14 protein-coding genes are annotated in these 17,396 nt (G+C 29.5%); 10 read left to right on the plus strand and 4 right to left on the minus strand.

Annotated elements, in window-relative coordinates:
• Window positions 1-386 precede the first annotated feature (386 nt).
• The 4 genes from SHK09_RS10685 to SHK09_RS10700 all read left to right on the plus strand — a co-directional run bounded on the left by SHK09_RS10685 (window position 387) and on the right by SHK09_RS10700 (window position 5,126).
• The gene (locus SHK09_RS10685) at window positions 387-2,654 is read left to right on the plus strand and encodes an aconitate hydratase (protein WP_319810765.1); all 2,268 of its coding nucleotides are present in this window, start codon (window positions 387-389) and stop codon (window positions 2,652-2,654) included.
• Window positions 2,655-2,719: 65 nt separating this feature from the next.
• Entirely contained in the window at window positions 2,720-3,409 is a 690-nt protein-coding gene (locus tag SHK09_RS10690; RefSeq protein WP_319810766.1) for a peptidoglycan DD-metalloendopeptidase family protein, read from the plus strand.
• Between the two features lie 74 nt (window positions 3,410-3,483).
• Entirely contained in the window at window positions 3,484-4,155 is a 672-nt protein-coding gene (locus SHK09_RS10695) for a Crp/Fnr family transcriptional regulator (RefSeq protein WP_319810767.1), read from the plus strand.
• A 77-nt stretch (window positions 4,156-4,232) separates the two neighbouring features.
• On the plus strand, window positions 4,233-5,126 hold the full coding sequence (locus tag SHK09_RS10700) for an anti-sigma factor (protein WP_319810768.1): 894 nt from the start codon (window positions 4,233-4,235) through the stop codon (window positions 5,124-5,126).
• A gap of 157 nt (window positions 5,127-5,283) precedes the next feature.
• Here SHK09_RS10700 and SHK09_RS10705 read toward each other — a convergent pair whose 3' ends face one another.
• The 3 genes from SHK09_RS10705 to SHK09_RS10715 form a co-directional block, all read right to left on the minus strand.
• Window positions 5,284-5,625, minus strand: coding sequence for a hypothetical protein (locus tag SHK09_RS10705; RefSeq protein ID WP_319810769.1), 342 nt, complete (start codon window positions 5,623-5,625; stop codon window positions 5,284-5,286).
• Between the two features lie 207 nt (window positions 5,626-5,832).
• Window positions 5,833-7,017 (minus strand): aspartate aminotransferase family protein, encoded by a 1,185-nt coding sequence (locus tag SHK09_RS10710; protein WP_319810770.1) that lies wholly within the window; start codon window positions 7,015-7,017, stop codon window positions 5,833-5,835.
• Window positions 7,018-8,628 carry an OstA-like protein gene (locus SHK09_RS10715; RefSeq protein WP_319810771.1) on the minus strand — a complete coding sequence of 537 codons (1,611 nt, stop codon included), beginning with the start codon at window positions 8,626-8,628 and terminating at the stop codon, window positions 7,018-7,020.
• 148 nt (window positions 8,629-8,776) lie between these two features.
• Here SHK09_RS10715 and SHK09_RS10720 point away from each other — a divergent pair, with 148 nt between their 5' ends.
• Window positions 8,777-10,213, plus strand: coding sequence for an aspartate aminotransferase family protein (locus SHK09_RS10720; RefSeq protein WP_319810772.1), 1,437 nt, complete (start codon window positions 8,777-8,779; stop codon window positions 10,211-10,213).
• Here the strand turns inward: SHK09_RS10720 and SHK09_RS10725 are convergent.
• Complete coding sequence (locus SHK09_RS10725) at window positions 10,182-11,402, minus strand: hypothetical protein (RefSeq protein WP_319810773.1); 1,221 nt, start codon at window positions 11,400-11,402, stop codon at window positions 10,182-10,184. The genes SHK09_RS10720 and SHK09_RS10725 overlap by 32 nt on opposite strands.
• Before the next feature lie 261 nt (window positions 11,403-11,663).
• Between SHK09_RS10725 and nirK the strand changes: the two genes are divergently transcribed.
• From nirK to SHK09_RS10750, 5 genes are all read left to right on the plus strand, one after another.
• On the plus strand, window positions 11,664-13,118 hold the full coding sequence (gene nirK, locus SHK09_RS10730) for a copper-containing nitrite reductase (RefSeq protein WP_319810774.1): 1,455 nt from the start codon (window positions 11,664-11,666) through the stop codon (window positions 13,116-13,118).
• A gap of 19 nt (window positions 13,119-13,137) precedes the next feature.
• Entirely contained in the window at window positions 13,138-13,905 is a 768-nt protein-coding gene (locus SHK09_RS10735) for a formylglycine-generating enzyme family protein (RefSeq protein ID WP_319810775.1), read from the plus strand.
• A 7-nt stretch (window positions 13,906-13,912) separates the two neighbouring features.
• A complete protein-coding gene (locus SHK09_RS10740) occupies window positions 13,913-14,629 on the plus strand; it encodes an SCO family protein (RefSeq protein ID WP_319810776.1) in 717 nt (238 codons plus the stop codon).
• Window position 14,630: 1 nt separating this feature from the next.
• Window positions 14,631-15,353 (plus strand): iron-sulfur cluster repair di-iron protein, encoded by a 723-nt coding sequence (ric, locus tag SHK09_RS10745; RefSeq protein WP_319810777.1) that lies wholly within the window; start codon window positions 14,631-14,633, stop codon window positions 15,351-15,353.
• Between the two features lie 183 nt (window positions 15,354-15,536).
• Window positions 15,537-17,333, plus strand: a complete 1,797-nt coding sequence (locus tag SHK09_RS10750; protein ID WP_319810778.1) for a hypothetical protein — start codon at window positions 15,537-15,539, stop codon at window positions 17,331-17,333.
• The last annotated feature ends 63 nt before the right edge of the window (window positions 17,334-17,396 follow it).

A 17,396-nucleotide genomic window follows, 5' to 3' on the forward strand; every position in this document is an offset into this window, starting at 1 on the left:
AAAAGCCTGAGTTTTTAACTCAGGCTTTTTTTTGCTCTAATAGATTAATATTAATAGACTTCATAGGTTTTTATGGTTTAATATTCGCCTTTGATAATAATCTATTTAATTTTTTTTGGAGGTTCCCACGTCAAAAAAGACGTGGTCGGGCTTTTCGTTACAATCTTTTTGTTCATACTTCTCAAAAAGGATTTTCACTTCAATCCCTAACCCAAGCTCTTCGCATTTTTAAATAATTGCTAATTACTAGCAACTATTTTCTATCAAAATTATCTATTTCACTATCAGTATTAAATCTTTTCAAAGTAGCATTCAATTATAAAACTAGTAGATATTTTTGTACCTTAGTGTACTAATAAATAATAACTAAATTATATATAAATCTTATGGCATTTGATATTAATATGATTAAAAAAGTGTATTCTAACGTTGTAGAACGTGTAGATGCAGCTCGCGAACTTACAGGAAAACCTTTAACTTTAGCAGAAAAAATACTGTATTCTCATTTATGGGACCAAACGTCTAACAAAGCATTTGTAAGAGGTAAAGACTATGTAGATTTTGCACCAGATAGAATTGCATTACAAGATGCAACTGCACAAATGGCATTATTGCAATTTATGCAAGCTGGTAAAACTAAAGTAGCAGTTCCTACAACTACGCATTGCGATCATTTAATTCAAGCCAAAAACGGAGCAAGTTCAGATTTACAATCTGCCCTAAACACAAGTAATGAAGTTTTTAATTTCTTAGAGTCTGTATCTAATAAATACGGATTAGGTTTTTGGAAACCAGGAGCAGGAATTATTCACCAAGTAGTTTTAGAAAATTATGCATTTCCAGGAGGAATGATGATTGGTACAGATTCTCACACAGTAAATGCTGGTGGTTTAGGTATGGTTGCTATTGGTGTTGGTGGTGCAGATGCTGTAGATGTTATGGCAGGTATGGCTTGGGAATTAAAGTTTCCTAAATTAATAGGTGTTAAGTTAACCGGTAAATTATCTGGTTGGACAGCACCAAAAGATGTTATTTTAAAAGTAGCAGGTATCGTTTCTGCAAAAGGTGGTACAGGTGCAATTGTAGAATACTTTGGGGAAGGAGCAACCTCTATGTCTTGTACTGGTAAAGGTACTATTTGTAATATGGGAGCAGAAATAGGAGCAACAACTTCTACTTTTGGTTATGATGCATCTATGGAACGTTATTTACGTGCCACAGACAGAAGTGATGTTGCAGATGCAGCTAATGAAGTAAAAGAGTATTTAACAGGTGATGCTGAAGTATACGCAAACCCGGAACAATATTTTGACCAAGTTATAGAAATTGATTTATCTAAATTAGGACCTTTATTAAACGGACCTTTTACACCAGATTTATCTACAGAAGTGGGTGCAGACATGACAAAAGCAGCTAATGCTAACGATTGGCCTTTAAAAGTTGAATGGGGATTAATAGGTTCTTGTACAAACTCTTCTTATGAAGATTTATCAAGAGCTTCTTCAATTGCGCAACAAGCAATTGATAAAGGATTAAAAATGAAATCTGAATTAGGAATTAATCCTGGTTCTGAAAAAGTAAGATATACTGCAGATAGAGATGGTATTATTGGGATCTTTGAAAAATTAGATGCTAAGATATTCACAAATGCTTGTGGACCGTGTATTGGTCAATGGGCGCGTTATGAAGATCCTAAAAATGCACCTAAGAATTCTATAATTCATTCTTTTAACAGAAACTTTGCAAAGCGTGCAGATGGTAACCCAAATACACATGCTTTCGTAGCATCACCAGAATTAGTTGCTGCAATTGCAATTGCAGGTCGTTTAGATTTTAATCCAATTACAGATAAATTAATCAACGAAAACGGTGAAGAAGTAATGTTAGATGAACCAACTGGTTGGGAATTACCTCCAAAAGGTTTTGAAGTAAAAGACGATGGTTTTTTAGCACCAGAAGAAGATGGAAGTCATGTAGAAATTGCCGTAAAAGAAGATTCAGAAAGATTACAATTATTAGAACCTTTTACACCGTTAGGAAATGATTTAACGGGTGTAAAATTATTAATAAAAGCTTTTGGTAAATGTACAACAGATCATATTTCTATGGCAGGACCATGGTTGCGTTACAGAGGGCATTTAGATAATATTTCTAACAACTGTTTAATTGGAGCTGTAAATGCGTATGGTAAAAAAACAAACTTTGTTAAGAATCAATTAACAGGAGAGTTTGGTGGTGTACCAGATACTGCAAGAGCTTATAAAGCTGCAGGAATTAAATCTATTGTTGTTGGAGATCACAATTACGGTGAAGGTTCTTCTAGAGAACATGCCGCTATGGAACCAAGACATTTGGGTGTTGCTGCTGTTTTAGTAAAATCCTTTGCTAGAATTCATGAAACAAACTTAAAGAAACAAGGTATGTTAGGTTTAACATTTAATAATGAAGCAGATTACGATTTAATTCAGGAAGATGATACGTTTAATTTCTTAGATTTAAATGAATTTGCACCAGATAAACCTTTAACTATAGAAGTTGTTCATGCAGATGGATCTAAAGATATCGTTATTACAAATCATACCTATAACCAAGGGCAGATTGAATGGTATAATGAAGGTTCTGCATTAAATTTAATTAAAAAAGAAAACGCTTAATATTTTAGTGTTTAAATATACAACTCTCGATGAAATTCGAGAGTTTTTTTGTTATTGTAAGAAGTATGAATACACAAGAATTTAATCAATTTTTAAAAGAAATTTCAATAGCGCCATTAGCTGTTATTGATACAACAATTCCATTAGATAAATATTTACCAATAGATATTTCTGAAAAGAACACAGATTTACAAAACTTTGATGTTTCTTCCTCTAATGAATGGGAGAAATACATTCATTTATATTTAAAAAAGAACAATAAAGAGGTTGCTTTTGGAGGTTATTTAGAAAAAAGAAATCTCTATGATAGAAGTACTTATTTTAAAAATTTATCAGAAAATGAAAAAAGAAATATTCACTTAGGTATAGATTTATGGTGTGATAAAAACACAAAAGTATTAGCTGTCTTAGATGGAGAAATACATAGTTTTAATTTTAATGAAAATTATGGAGATTATGGACCAACAATAATCTTAAAGCATATAATTAATGAGGAAACATTTTACAGTTTATATGGCCATTTATCTTTAAAGTCAATTGAAAATATTAAAATTGGAGATTCGATTTTGCAAGGTAATATTATCGGTCTTTTAGGTGATAATTCAGTAAACGGAGATTATGCTCCTCATTTACACTTTCAAATTATTAGAAATATAGAACAAAATTTTGGAGATTATCCAGGAGTTTCATCCAAAGAAAATATAGCATTTTATAAGAATAATTGTCCAGATCCTAATTTATTATTAAAAATATAGCTTTAATATTGGTTTTTTTGTAAGCTATTGCTATGTTTTTAGACTTTATAAAAGCTAATATAAAGTGCAATCTTATGAAAAATCTTTGGTTCTTTGATCATGTTAACTTATTCAATCTTCTTTGTCCTCATAAATTCAAAGATTATAAAGAGTGTCACACTTTCGATTTGTATAAAAAAAGTGATTACATTTATTTTACTGAAGATGCAGCTAATAAAGTTTTCTTAATTGAAAAAGGAAAAGTTAAAATTGGCTATTATACAGAGGAAGGGGAAGAGGTTGTAAATGCAATTTTAGCAAAAGGAGAATTATTTGGAGAAAAAGCAATTTTAGGAGAAGAAAAAAGAAATGAATTTGCCCAATCTATAGATGCTAAAACATCTATTTGCCCAATAGGTGTAGATACAATGCACGATTTAATGCGAGATAATAAAACCTTTAGCCTTAAAATTTATAAGTTTTTAGGAATAAGATTTAAGAAATTAGAAAGAAGATTACAATTAATTTTATTTAAAGATACAAGAACTCGTTTTTTAGAATTTACAAAAGAACTATGTGAAGAATATGGTTACGATTGTGAAAAAACAGGAGATAAGGTAATTGTACACCCTTATACACAAAAAGATATTGCTTCTTTAATTGGTACTTCTAGATCTAACCTAAATGTACTAATGAATGAATTAAAGGAGGAAAATATAATTAACTTTAATAGAAAAGAATTAAGAATTTTAGAAAATATTGCATAAGTGTTCGCTAGCGAACATTTAAAGATTTATAAAGAACATAGCTTTGTCATCAACATTAACAATAAATATTTAATAAGATGAAAAAAGTTTTAAATTTAGCAATGGTTTTCGCCTTGACTGCATTTTTTGTAGCATGTAGCGATACAGAAAACGAAGTAACAACAGGTAATTTAACTGTAGATTTAACAGGTTTAGAAGAATTAGGTTCAGACTTTGTTTATGAAGGTTGGTTAATTGTAAATGGTAGCCCAGTTAGTACAGGTACTTTTACAAGTGTTACTTTTCCGCAAACATATACAGTAGATATTAGTAATTTACAAACAGCAACCAAGTTTGTATTATCTATTGAACCAGCAGTAGATTCAGATCCATTACCTGCAGCAACTAAAATTTTAGCAGGAGATTTTTCAGGAAATTCAGCAAGTGTAAATTCAGATAATATTGTTGTAGATGCAAGTGGAGCTATTAAAACTTTAGATGCTTCTTGGGGAAAATATATTTTAGCAACACCAACAGATGCAGATACTACAAATGAAGCTAGCGGAGTTTGGTTTTTAGATAACACTAATTCACCAGCAGTTGCCGGTTTAGGTTTACCTACATTAACTGCAGGATGGAAATATGAAGGTTGGGTAGTTTTAGGAGGAACACCAGTAAGTACTGGTACATTTACTTCTGCTGAAGGAGCAGATGATAATGCTGCAACTTCGCCTTTTAAAGGAACAACAGGAAATGGTCCTGGTTACCCTGGTGAAGATTATTTAATGGGTTCTGCTGCAGGAGTTGATTTTCCTACAGATTTAAAAGGAGCTACAATAGTAATTTCTGTAGAGCCAAGTCCAGATAATAGTGCTGCACCGTTTACTTTAAAACCATTAGCACATATGGTTCCTGCAGACGCAATGAATCACACTGTAATTAATATGGGTGCAGGTCCATTAGCAACTTTATCTGGTACAGTAACTAGATAACTGAAATAAGATAAATCTACTATTTAATTTTGTTAATGGTTGATTAAATCGAAGGGTAATTCATTTTATATGAATTACCCTTTTCAGTTTTAAAGACATAAAAAATGCCCAAATAAAGTTTAACTTTAAAAGGGCACCAACTAACCAACCAGTTGTATTATTTTATATTAATTTTTAGTGGCATTTTATAAACTTCACCTTTTTTAACTCCTTTTATTGTAATTATTTTATAGTTTAATTTTCTTTTTATGAAAGAATTTAATTCAGAAACTTCAGATTTTACAGATAATACTACAATTTCATTTCTATTATTTACAATAAATGAAACTTCTGCAATAGTTGTTTTGTTAAATTTTAATGGAATATTTTCACCTATAAGAGCAGAAATTTCTGTTCTTAAGGTTTTTGCTTTTTTAGGTTTAGTGTCTGTTGCCGAAACAGAAAATACAGTTGATAAACTAATTGCGATTACTGCGATAATTGTTTTTAAATTCTTCATAATAGATGTGTTTTAGATTAATGTTATATGATAAAGACGGTACTAATTCAAAAACGTTTCAGCAATTATGTAGTTTAAGATTTAATTAACGTTATTTAACGAAAATTAAGAAAATAGGAGTTTTTTATAAGTTTAGAGAAATGAAGATTTAAAAACATTTAAATTAAGTGTTTTTAAGTATTTGATATACAGGTGTTAGTTTGTGTTTTACTCTTCTAAGACCTGATGAATACTATTAAGTATAATTTTGCAACCTTTCTTTAATTCATCGTCTGAGATAGTAAGTGGAGGTGTAATTCTCATTGCTCGACCTTCAAATAATAAAAAGAATAGTATCAATCCGTTTTCTAAACACTTTAAAATAATACTTGTAGCAAGTTCTGGTGTTTCTACAATTGCAGTTAACATTAAGCCTCTTCCTCTTATTTCTTTTATTGAAGAATGCTGTAAATGTTTTCTAATAATTTGTTCTTTACGCAAACTCTCTGCTAATAAATCTTCTTTTAAAATTTCTGTTACAGTAGCATTTGCTGCTGCTGCAATTACAGGGTTTCCTGCAAATGTAGAAATATGGCCTAATTTAGGATTGTCTTTTAATAACCCCATCTTTTCTAAAGAAGAAATAAATGCACCAATTGGCATTCCACCGCCTAAACCTTTACCCGTAATTATAATATCTGGTGTTACGTTATAGTTTTCGAATCCCCAGAAAGTACCAGTTCTTCCAATTCCTGTTTGAATTTCATCTAAAATTAAAAGAGCACCAACTGCTTCACATTTCTTTTTTACTTTTGATAAAAATCCGTTTATTGGTTCTATAAAACCAGCACCACCTTGTATGGTTTCTAAAATAACGGCAGCAGTTTTAGTTGTAATTTTATCTAAATCATCTTCATTATTAAAGGCTATAAATTTTGTACCAGGAATTAACGGTCTAAACGCTTGGTTTTGTCTTTCTACACCAGAAACACTCATTGCACCCATTGTATTGCCATGGTAAGAATTTTTAGCAGCAATAATTTCTGCTCTATTTGTAACTCTTTTAGCTAATTTTAAAGCACCTTCTGTTGCTTCTGTACCAGAATTTGTTATGTAAACCGAATCTAATTTTTTAGGAGAATTTTCTGCCAAAAGCTTGCATAAGTCTACTTGTGGTTTTTGAATAAACTCACCATAAACCATAACATGCGCATAAGAATCTAATTGTTTTTTTATTGCTTTTGTAACTTTTGGGTGGTTGTGACCTAAACTATTAGCAGAAACACCAGCAACAAAATCTAGATATTTTTTGCCAGAAGTATTAAAAATATAGCTTCCTTTTGCATGTGAAACTTCTATTGCAAGTGGGTGAGGAGAAGTTTGTGCTTGGTATTTAAAGAAGTCCTCTTTCATTTATTTGTTCTTAGCAGTAGTTTCTTTAGTACCTTTTTTAGGATCATTTATTAGTAAAGGTTTTACTAAATCTTTATCGCTTTTTGTAGGTTTTTTTTCTTCCTTACCTTTTTTAAAAATATCTTCTTGTGTTTTAGGTTGTTCACTTTCTCGCCAAATAAAACCTTGTAATTTTTTAGAATCTTCTGGAAATGTAGAAGGCGGATAGGTTTTACCTTCCGAGGCTTTTAAATACTTTATGGCAATAATTTGTCCGTTTTCTAAGGTAAATTCAATATTACTAGAAATTTCTTTTGTAATAGTTTCTATAATACCTGTTTCTTCGTTTCTATTATAATAAACAGACTCTGCATTTCCTTTTACTAAAAGTAAATGGAGCTTATTTTCTTTAAATTTACCAAACATATTTCTACCTTTTATTTGGTTGTATTCATTTATAGACAAAGAATCTTTAGAAACAATAAATGCATTGTTTAATACTTTTAAAGAGTCTAATTTTTCTGTTTCTACATTAGAAATTAAATGAATTGTATCACCAGTAATTTGATTACCATCAGACCATAAAACCGGATCTCTAAACATTTTTGTAATTCCACTTTGCTGATCTGTATAAATAGAATCGCATTTACCTTGTAAATCAGATTTAAAAATCTTTACATTATGGTAAGTTCTAACAATTCGTTTTTCAGGTATACCTGTAACAAGTAACGTATCTCCATGAATAAATGTAGAATCTTTGTCTACAATAGAAATTGCAACGGCTCTTTTAATTATAAAAAGGGAATCCTTTTCTTCAAAAATTTCTGCATAATTACCTCTAGTTACAAAATTCTTTACTGTGTCTATAACTTGAATATTGTTGGTCGCAGATGCAAATCCTTTTCTTTTATCATAATACAAACTATCTCCTTCTATTGTTCTTTCTTTTAAAAATAGCTTAGCATTTTTTACAAAATAAGAAATATCGGTTTTTGTATCATAAAAACCACGTTCAGAATAAATTCTGTTTTCGTTTTGTGTATTTGTTATTGTTGAAGGCCCATATAAATAGGTTAAGCCAGAGTTTGTGTAATAATCTAAATGATTAGATTCTAAGTTATGTTCTGGGTTTACAACAGTAACTTTGGTAGTTGCCGTAAATTTCTTCGTTTCTAAATAATAATTTCCATTTTTACTATTTAAAGTATTTGTTTGGTCTTTTATTGTAGCAAAACTTTGATAATATAATTTCTGATTTAACCTATCAAACTGAAGAGTATCTGTAGTTAAAGTCATTTCAGGATCTTTTAAAATTACATTTCCCCAAGACAATGCTTGTTTAGAATTAGCATCATAATCTAAATAATCGCTAGTTTGTGTAATTGTATCTCCTTGTTTTATAACTACGTTTTGTAGTGCTTTAAAAAAGTTTTCTTTTTGATAAAACAAAGCTTGTTTACAAGTAAGAACCGCGCCTTCGTGTGTCATTTTAACATTACCTAACAAAACAGTTGCTCCAGGATATTTTACCTCATCAACATATTGCTGTTCTGCAGTGTAAATCATTTTTTTAGATTGAGAAAAACCTAAAAAACTGAATAAAAGAAATATAAATATTAATGTTTTTTTCAAAAGTTACTGTTTTGTACAAAAATACTGAAAAGAATGTTGATGATTACTAAAGAAAAGTGAAATTTAATAGAATTATTCTTTCTTTTTAAGATACTTTTTATCGCTAATATGAAAATTATATCTTGTAATTTTGTGAAAAATAAAAATAATGAATTCTTTTTTTGATTTATCTGTAGAAGACATGAAATCTTACGGCTATAAGATTGTAGATTTAATTGTTAGCCATTATGACGAAGTAGAAAGTAAAAAACCTGTTTCTAGCGCAACTAGGTTAGAAATGGACGATATTTTTTTACAAGAAGCTCCTGAAAAAGGAATGCCAGCCGATAAAGTTTTAGACTTTGTAATGGATAATGTTATTCCTAATAGTAACATCTTAAGTCACCCAAAAGCATTTTCGTTTGTTCCTGGACCAAGTAATTTTATTAGCACAATGGCAGATTCTTTAGCAACCGGATTCAATATTTTTTCTGGTGGTTGGATTGTATCTCCTGCAGCTGCAGAGTTAGAAATTGTTACATTAAATTGGTTGTTAAAAATGTTTAACTTTCCTGTTACAAAAGGTGGAGGAATCTTTACAAGTGGTGGTTCTATGGCTAATTTAACAGCTTTAGCAACAGCCAGAAAAGTAAAATGTGGAGACGATTTTTCGAATGCAGTTATCTATTTATCTGATCAAGCACATTCTTCTAATATAAAAGCAATTAGAGTTTTAGGCTTTAAAAAAGAACAAGTAAAAATAATACCAACAGATATAGAATTTAAGTTTAGTATAAATAAGCTTAAAAATGAAATAGCAAAGGATAAATTAGAAGGTAAAAAACCTTTTTGTATTATAGCTTCTGCTGGTACAACAAATACAGGAACTGTAGACCCGTTAGATACATTAGCAGATATTTGTGAGAAAGAAAATCTTTGGTTTCATATAGATGGAGCTTATGGTGCAGCTGCTATTTTATCTAAAAAAGGAAGTAAAATTTTGCAAGGAATAGAACGCGCAGATTCTCTAACTGTAGACCCTCATAAATGGTTTTTTCAACCTTATGAAATTGGTTGTTTACTAGTAAAAGATGCATCTTGGTTAAGTAATACTTTTAGTGAAAAGCCAGAGTATTTAAGAGATATCGAAGGAAATGAATCTGAAATTAATTTTTACGATTATGGTATTCAATTAACAAGAAGATTTAGAGCTTTAAAATTTTATATGTCTATAAAAACATATGGTTTAGAAACCTTTAAAAAAGCCATTACATATAATATAGATTTAGCAGATAAAACAGAAGATTTACTTAGAGAAAGTAAAAATTGGGAAATAGTTTCACCTGCAACTTTGGCAATTATTAACTTTAGATACAATCCTTTAGGTTTAAATTTAACAGAAAAAGAAGTTGATACATTAAACCAAGAAATTTCATCTAGAGTTGTTGCTTCAAAAGAAGCACTTTTAGTTACTACTGTTTTACAAAACCAAATTGTTATTAGAATGTGTTTAATAAACCCTAAAACTACTTTAGATCATATTAAAGAAACTTTAAGTCAGTGTGACGTTTTTGCTAGAGAAGTTCTTTCTGATTGGAAGAAATAAGCTTACAATTCTTAACAAATATTCCTAAAAGTGCCATTGGAATTAATGCACTAACAAGTACTAAAAATTGGTAATAATTATCGAATATAGATAGTTGTTGCCAATTACAAAAACCTTTATATAAAATTATAATTTCTGAAGTAATAAAACCTATTAGGTATATTCTTATCCAGAATTTAGAGAGTTTTAGTAAGTTGAAATAACTTAAGAAAACAAACAAAGATAAACTTACCAATCCTAAAAAGGTAAGGTGTAAATAACCAATTACAAAATCTACAATTTGCGATATTAGTATAGCAAAGTAAGGAATTGAACTCATAAATTGTAATGCTATTTTAAATATAAAAAGTAGGTATACAAATTTAAGTATCATAAAAAGTAAAGGTGTTATTTTTTGTGATATTTGAGTTTTAATACTATTAATTATTTGGTGAAAACTAAACAAAGCTAAAAGTTGTAAAAGGCTTCCTATAATAGCAAAAATATAAATATATGCAGGTGGTTTTATCCAAAGAAAGGATAAGAATAAAGTGAATATAGAGCTAAAAACCATCAACTTATAAAAGGTAGAAATTACTTTTCTATTAACTTGAATTTTAGCTGTTTCTATGAAATGTAAGAATATTCCTAATAGACAGAAAATAAACCAACCATTGTATTGAAAATGTAAATAAAAATAAATGGCATTTTTATACCAATGAGAACTGTTACCTAAAGTTGTTATTATAATTCCTAAAGCCCAAGGACCAATGCTAGAAAATACCATAAAAACAAGAGATGTATTTATAAACTTGTAGGTGTAACTATTTTTTAGGCAAGTTGTGTTTTTTCTAAATAGTGCATAAAACCAATAAGTACAGATTAGAAAAAGGCTTGAAAAAATTATAGAAAATAAAGCGTAACCTGTTATAGGAAAACTCACCAACATTCCTATTATTGTAATTTGAGTACTCCAAAATATCACAGTATTCTTTTTTACAGTTTCTTTCTTTATAAAAAGATAAAATATTAAAGAAGTTAAAGCAACGTACACCCAACCTAACAGTGCTATATGCGAATGTGTATGTACAAGGTGTTTATATGTTGCGTCTACATTAACAACAGGAAAAAGACGTAAAATTATACCTAAACTCGCAGCTATTAAAAAATAGAAAAAACTAATTAGAATTTGTTTTTTTATAGATGGCATCTTATTATTTTATTTAAAATAGTACTTTTTCTCATTTTTTTTACGTGCAGATTAAGAATCTAAGTAAGTGACATATAGTTAATTTGGTTTTTATTTTTTTAGTAAAATGTTATAACTAATTATATGTAAAAATAAAGAGAAAATAACACCTTTTATGATAATTGTCATATCTCTTTTATCAAAACTACAATAAATTTGTATTAATAAAAGACTCTTTAGTCCTTTATTAAAAAAAAGATCGAATAACTTAAAATTAAAAAAATGAAACTTTTAAAAACAGTGTGTTTATTAATTTTTACAAGCTTACTGCTAACAAGTTGTAAAAGTGAAGAGAAAAAAGAATTAGCAATTGTAGATACTTCAAACATTTATATAAAAGGAACCATGGATGCAGAGTTAACCTCACCGCCATTTGTGCCAGCTCCTGTAGGAGATAGAACAGCTAAAAAGTTGTTGGTAAACATGGAAATTCTAGAAAAAGAAGGAACCATGACAGATGGTGTACAATATGTGTATTGGACATTTGGTGGTTCTGTTCCTGGTAGTTTTATAAGAACTAGAGTAGGAGATTTGGTAGAGTTTACGTTATCTAACCACCCAGATAATAAATTACCTCATAACATAGATATGCATGCTGTAACTGGTCCTGGAGGTGGAGCAACATCTTCTTTTGTAGCACCTGGTCATAAGAAAACGTTCTCTTTTAAAGCATTAAACCCAGGTTTGTACGTGTATCATTGCGCTACTGCACCTGTAGGAATGCATATTGCAAACGGAATGTATGGTTTAATTTTAGTAGAACCAGCAGGAGGTTTGCCTAAAGTAGACAAAGAATATTACATTATGCAAGGAGATTTTTATACCAAAGGAGCTACTGATGAAAAAGGGTTACAACCTTTTGATATGACAAAAGCTATAAAAGAAGATGCGGATTATGTTGTTTTTAATGGTAAAGTTGGTTCTCTAACTGGGGATAATGCAATTACTGCTAATGTGGGAGAAACGGTTCGTTTATTTGTTGGTAACGGTGGTCCTAACTTAACGTCTTCTTTTCATGTTATTGGCGAAATTTTCGATAAGGTACATGTAGAAGGTGGAGATTTAATAAATACAAATGTACAAACAACGTCAATTCCTTCTGGTGGCGCAGCAATTGTAGAATTTAAAGTAGAAGTTCCTGGAACATTTATTTTAGTAGATCACGCAATTTTTAGAGCTTTTAATAAAGGTGCTTTGGGTATGTTAAAAGTTTCTGGCGAAGAAAATAAAAAATTATATTCTGGTGTAAAACAAGAAGGAATTTATCATCCAGAAGGTGGAACAATTCAAACAATGCCAGTTAGTAATAAGAAAGAGGTTGCTATTAGTACATCAGAAAAATCTTTAGCCAAAAAAATAGCAGATGGTAAACAAGTGTATATGACAACTTGTTTTGCTTGTCATCAAGCAGAAGGACAAGGAATTCCGAATGCATTTCCTCCTTTAGCTAAATCAGATTACCTAAATGCAGATGTTAAAAGAGCTGTTGGAATAGTTCTAAACGGTAAAACAGGAGAAATTACTGTAAATGGTAAAAAATATAATAGTGTAATGACAAGACAAACGCTTACAGAAGTAGAAGTAGCAGATGTGCTTACGTATGTTTATAATTCTTGGGGAAATAACAAAACCAATGTTTCTGTAAACACTGTAAAAGAAGTGAAAAGCAGTCATTAATAATATCAATTTAAATACTATGAAAACTATTTTAAGATTGACAATTTGTTTATTCCTCCTTAATGCAACCTATACAAGTTGTCAATCTAAAATGGTACCAATTAAAGGAGGAGAATATATTCCTTTATACGGTAGAGATTCTTTAAAAGTTAAAATAGATAATTTTTTAATGGATGTATATCCGGTTACAAATAAAGAATATGTAGCTTTTATAAAGAAATACCCAAAATGGCAAAAAAGTAAAGTGATAAAATTATTTGCTGATGGAAGCTATTTACGAGCATGGAAATCGGATACTATTTTAAACGAAAATCAGAAGCAAAATTCTCCAATTACACAAGTATCTTGGTTTGCAGCTAAAGAGTATTGCGAATGTCAAGGTAAAAGATTACCAACAGTAGATGAGTGGGAATATGTAGCTATGGCAAATAAAAACATACCTGATGCTAGAAAATTAAAAGAGTACAATGCATTTATTTTAGCTTGGTATGAAAAGCCAAAATCATTTAATCAAACTATTGGTTCTACTTTTAAAAATTACTGGAATGTGTATGATTTACATGGCTTGGTTTGGGAATGGACTTCAGATTTTAATTCGGTGTTAATTTCTGGAGAATCTAGAAAAGATGTAGATACAGATAATAACCTGTTTTGTGGAAGTGCAGCTATAAATGCTACAGATTTAATGAATTATGCTGCATTTATGCGATATGCAATTAGAGGAAGTTTAAAAGCAAAATACACCATGAAAAACCTAGGTTTTAGATGTGTGAAAGATATTAAATAATAGAAAAATGAAAACATTTAAATACATATTATTGTTGGTTGTAACTGTTACATTATTAACTTCTTGTGATAAAAAAACAGTAAAAGAAAGTAGTAAAGTAACCTATCAATGTCCCATGAAATGTGAAGGCGATAAAGTATATTCAGCAGCAGGTGTTTGTCCTGTTTGTGAAATGAAATTAAGACCAACATCAAAAAAAACAGCAAAGATATTGTCTAGTTTTATTTCTGAAGAATCGATTTTTAACTTAACATCTAAATGGAATACCCAAGATGGTAAAGAGATTGAGTTAAAACAACTAAAAGGGAAAACCCTAGTAATGGTGATGATTTATACCACTTGTAAAGCTGCTTGCCCAAGGTTAACAGCAGATATGAGAAATATAGAAGAGAAGATTCCTGCAGATTTAAAAAATGAGGTGCAGTTTGTTTTGGTAAGTATAGATCCAGAAAATGACACTCCTACAAAGTTAAAAGAGTTTGCTAAAGAGAATTTTATAGACAACCAACATTGGACTTTATTACAAGGAACCGAAACTGGTGTTAGAGAGTTTGCAAATGTTTTAGCAGTTAAATACAAGCAAATTTCACCTTTAGATTTTTCTCATTCGAATATTATAAGTGTTTTTAATCCTGAAGGAGAATTAGTGCATCAACAAGAAGGTTTAGGGGTTGATAATAATGAAACAATTACAAAGATTATAGAAACAGTTAAAATACATTAAAATGAACATTACAAAAGAAAATACAGTAGCAGAAGTGGTTACTTATAATATAAAGACTGCAGATGTATTTAAAAAATACGGAATAGATTTTTGTTGTGGAGGAGGAATATCAATAGAAAAAGCGTGTAAAAAAAACAATGTTTCTTTTGAAGAAATGGAAAAAGAACTATTAGATATTAATAACCCAACTTCTAATACCTATAATTATGATGGTTGGAAACTAGAATTTTTAGTAAATCATATAGAAAATGTTCATCATGTTTACGTTAAAGAAAGTAGTCCTATCATATTACAATATGCAGCAAAAGTAGCTAAAGTTCATGGGCATCATTATAAAGAAGTTCTAGAAATTAATAAACTATTTACCGAAGTTGCAAATGAATTAGCAGCGCATCTTAAAAAAGAAGAAAACGTCTTATTTCCTTTTATTAAGCAATTAGTAAAAGCAGAGAGAGAAGGTGTAAAAGTAAATCAACCTCATTTTGGTACTGTAAACAACCCAATTGCAATGATGGAAGAGGAGCATGAAAATGCCGGTGATATTCTAAAGGAAATTAAAAAACTTTCTAATAATTATACACCACCAGAAGGCGCTTGTAATACGTTTAAAGCATTGTATGCTAAATTAGACGAGTTTGAACAAGATTTACATCAACACATCCATTTAGAGAACAATATTTTGTTTCCGAAAGCCATTATTTTAGAACAAAAAAACAAGGAATAAATTAATGTAATATTTCTCTAATATTTTTAAAGATGAGTACTATACTAATGTAGTACTCATCTTTTTTTTTAAATTTAAATAAGTGCTTTTATAGAGCTATATTCTTATTTTTTAATGACAATCGTCATGTTTTTAAGTAGTAAATAAACATAAATTGCAAGCTTAATTAAAATTAGTTAAACAATGAAAAACGCACATTCATTTCACATTCCTGTTATGGGAATTGGTTTTACAATAGACTCTCCTTTAAAAGTGGCACAATTTGGTATTGATTCTGTTATTTCTTTAGTGGATGATATTTTAGTAGAAAAAATGCGAAAAATTTACAGTGAAAAGTTTGAAATTCCTTATCAAGAAATATCAGATAAAGTAGATGATTTTAGAGCAAAGAGAATTACTTCATACTTAAATTTGTTGCATGATCAAACAGAAGAAAAATTTAATCAATTAAAAAATATAACATCAAAAAAAAGTAAGGCTTTAAAAGAGTATATGCATATGTTACCTGAATATTCTTCTTTAAAAAAGGAGTTTACAAAGCTAACAGAAGAAGGAGTAGATTTTTCTAAGATGAAAGATTGGGTTCATAAAAACTTAACAATGGGTAGTATCGATGTAAATATTATGACCAAGGTTGATAAAGGAAATTACCGCAATAAAGAATTATTACCTATAGAATATAATGATGCTCATGCAGCGTTAAGAGGTTTTTCTGAAAGTAAATTGTCTTCATCTTTAGTACTTTCTGCAGGTATGAATCCTAGATTGTATTCTTATATTAGTAATTTTTCTGACTTTTTTCCTGATGAAAAAGGATACATTAAAAAGAAGATTATTTTAAAAGTGAGTGATTATAGATCTGCTTTTATTCAAGGAAAATTTTTAGCCAAAAAAGGATTATGGGTTTCTGAGTATAGAGTAGAATCTGGGTTAAATTGTGGCGGACACGCTTTTGCTACGGATGGTTTTCTTTTAGGTCCGGTTTTAAAGGAATTTAAAGAACATAAAGAAACATTAATAAGTGAAACACAAGCATTATTAATGAATGCTTTAAAAGAAGCTAACAAAGTTTTACCAACCAATAATTTAAAATTAAAAATAACTACGCAAGGTGGCGTTGGTACAGATGAAGAGCATTCTTTTTTAATGAAAGAGTATCAATTAGATTCTGTAGGATGGGGAAGTCCGTTTTTATTGGTTCCGGAAGCAACAAGTGTTGATGATAAAACGATGGAAAAATTAGCACAAGCAAAGGAAGCTGATTTGTACTTAAGTAATACATCGCCATTAGGTGTTCCTTTTAATACACTAAAAGGAAATACAAAAGATTTAGAAAAACAACAATTTATAGATAAGGATAGACCGGGAAGTTCTTGTCCTAATAAATTTATCGCATTAAATCATGAATTTAAAGATTCTGGTTTGTGTACTGCTTCTAGAGAATATCAACATTTAAAAATAAAGGAATTAGATTCTCTAGAGTTACCTTTAGATGAAAAAAAGAAAAAACACAATCAGATCATAGAGAAATCTTGTATTTGTGTTGGTTTAAGTACTTCTACTTTAATTTTAAATAAAATGAGTACAAAGAAAACAGGAGTAGGGGTTTCTGTTTGTCCGGGACCTAATATGGCATATTATGATAAAGTAATTAGTCTTCGTGGAATTACAGATCATATTTATGGTAGAAAAAATATGATGACAAGAACCGATAGACCTAACATATTTGTTAAAGAATTATCGCTTTATATTACACATTTACAAGAAAAAGTAGCAGATGTAAAAATGAATATTGATAAAAAACAATTACGTTCTTTGTTAAAATTTAAAAAGAATTTAGAAGCCGGAATTGAGTATTATAGCGACTTGTTTTTAAACAAGAAAGCTTCTTTTGTTAATCAAAAAGAGACACTTTTAAACGCTCTTAAATTAGAGCAACAAAAACTAATATTAATTAGTGATGAAATAGAAAAAATGTAATAAATTAATTATTACGCATAAAAAAAAGCATCTTTCAAAATAATGAAAGATGCTTTTTTAATT

The sequence above is a fragment of the Polaribacter sp. PL03 genome, assembly GCF_033875165.1.
Classification (GTDB): domain Bacteria; phylum Bacteroidota; class Bacteroidia; order Flavobacteriales; family Flavobacteriaceae; genus Polaribacter.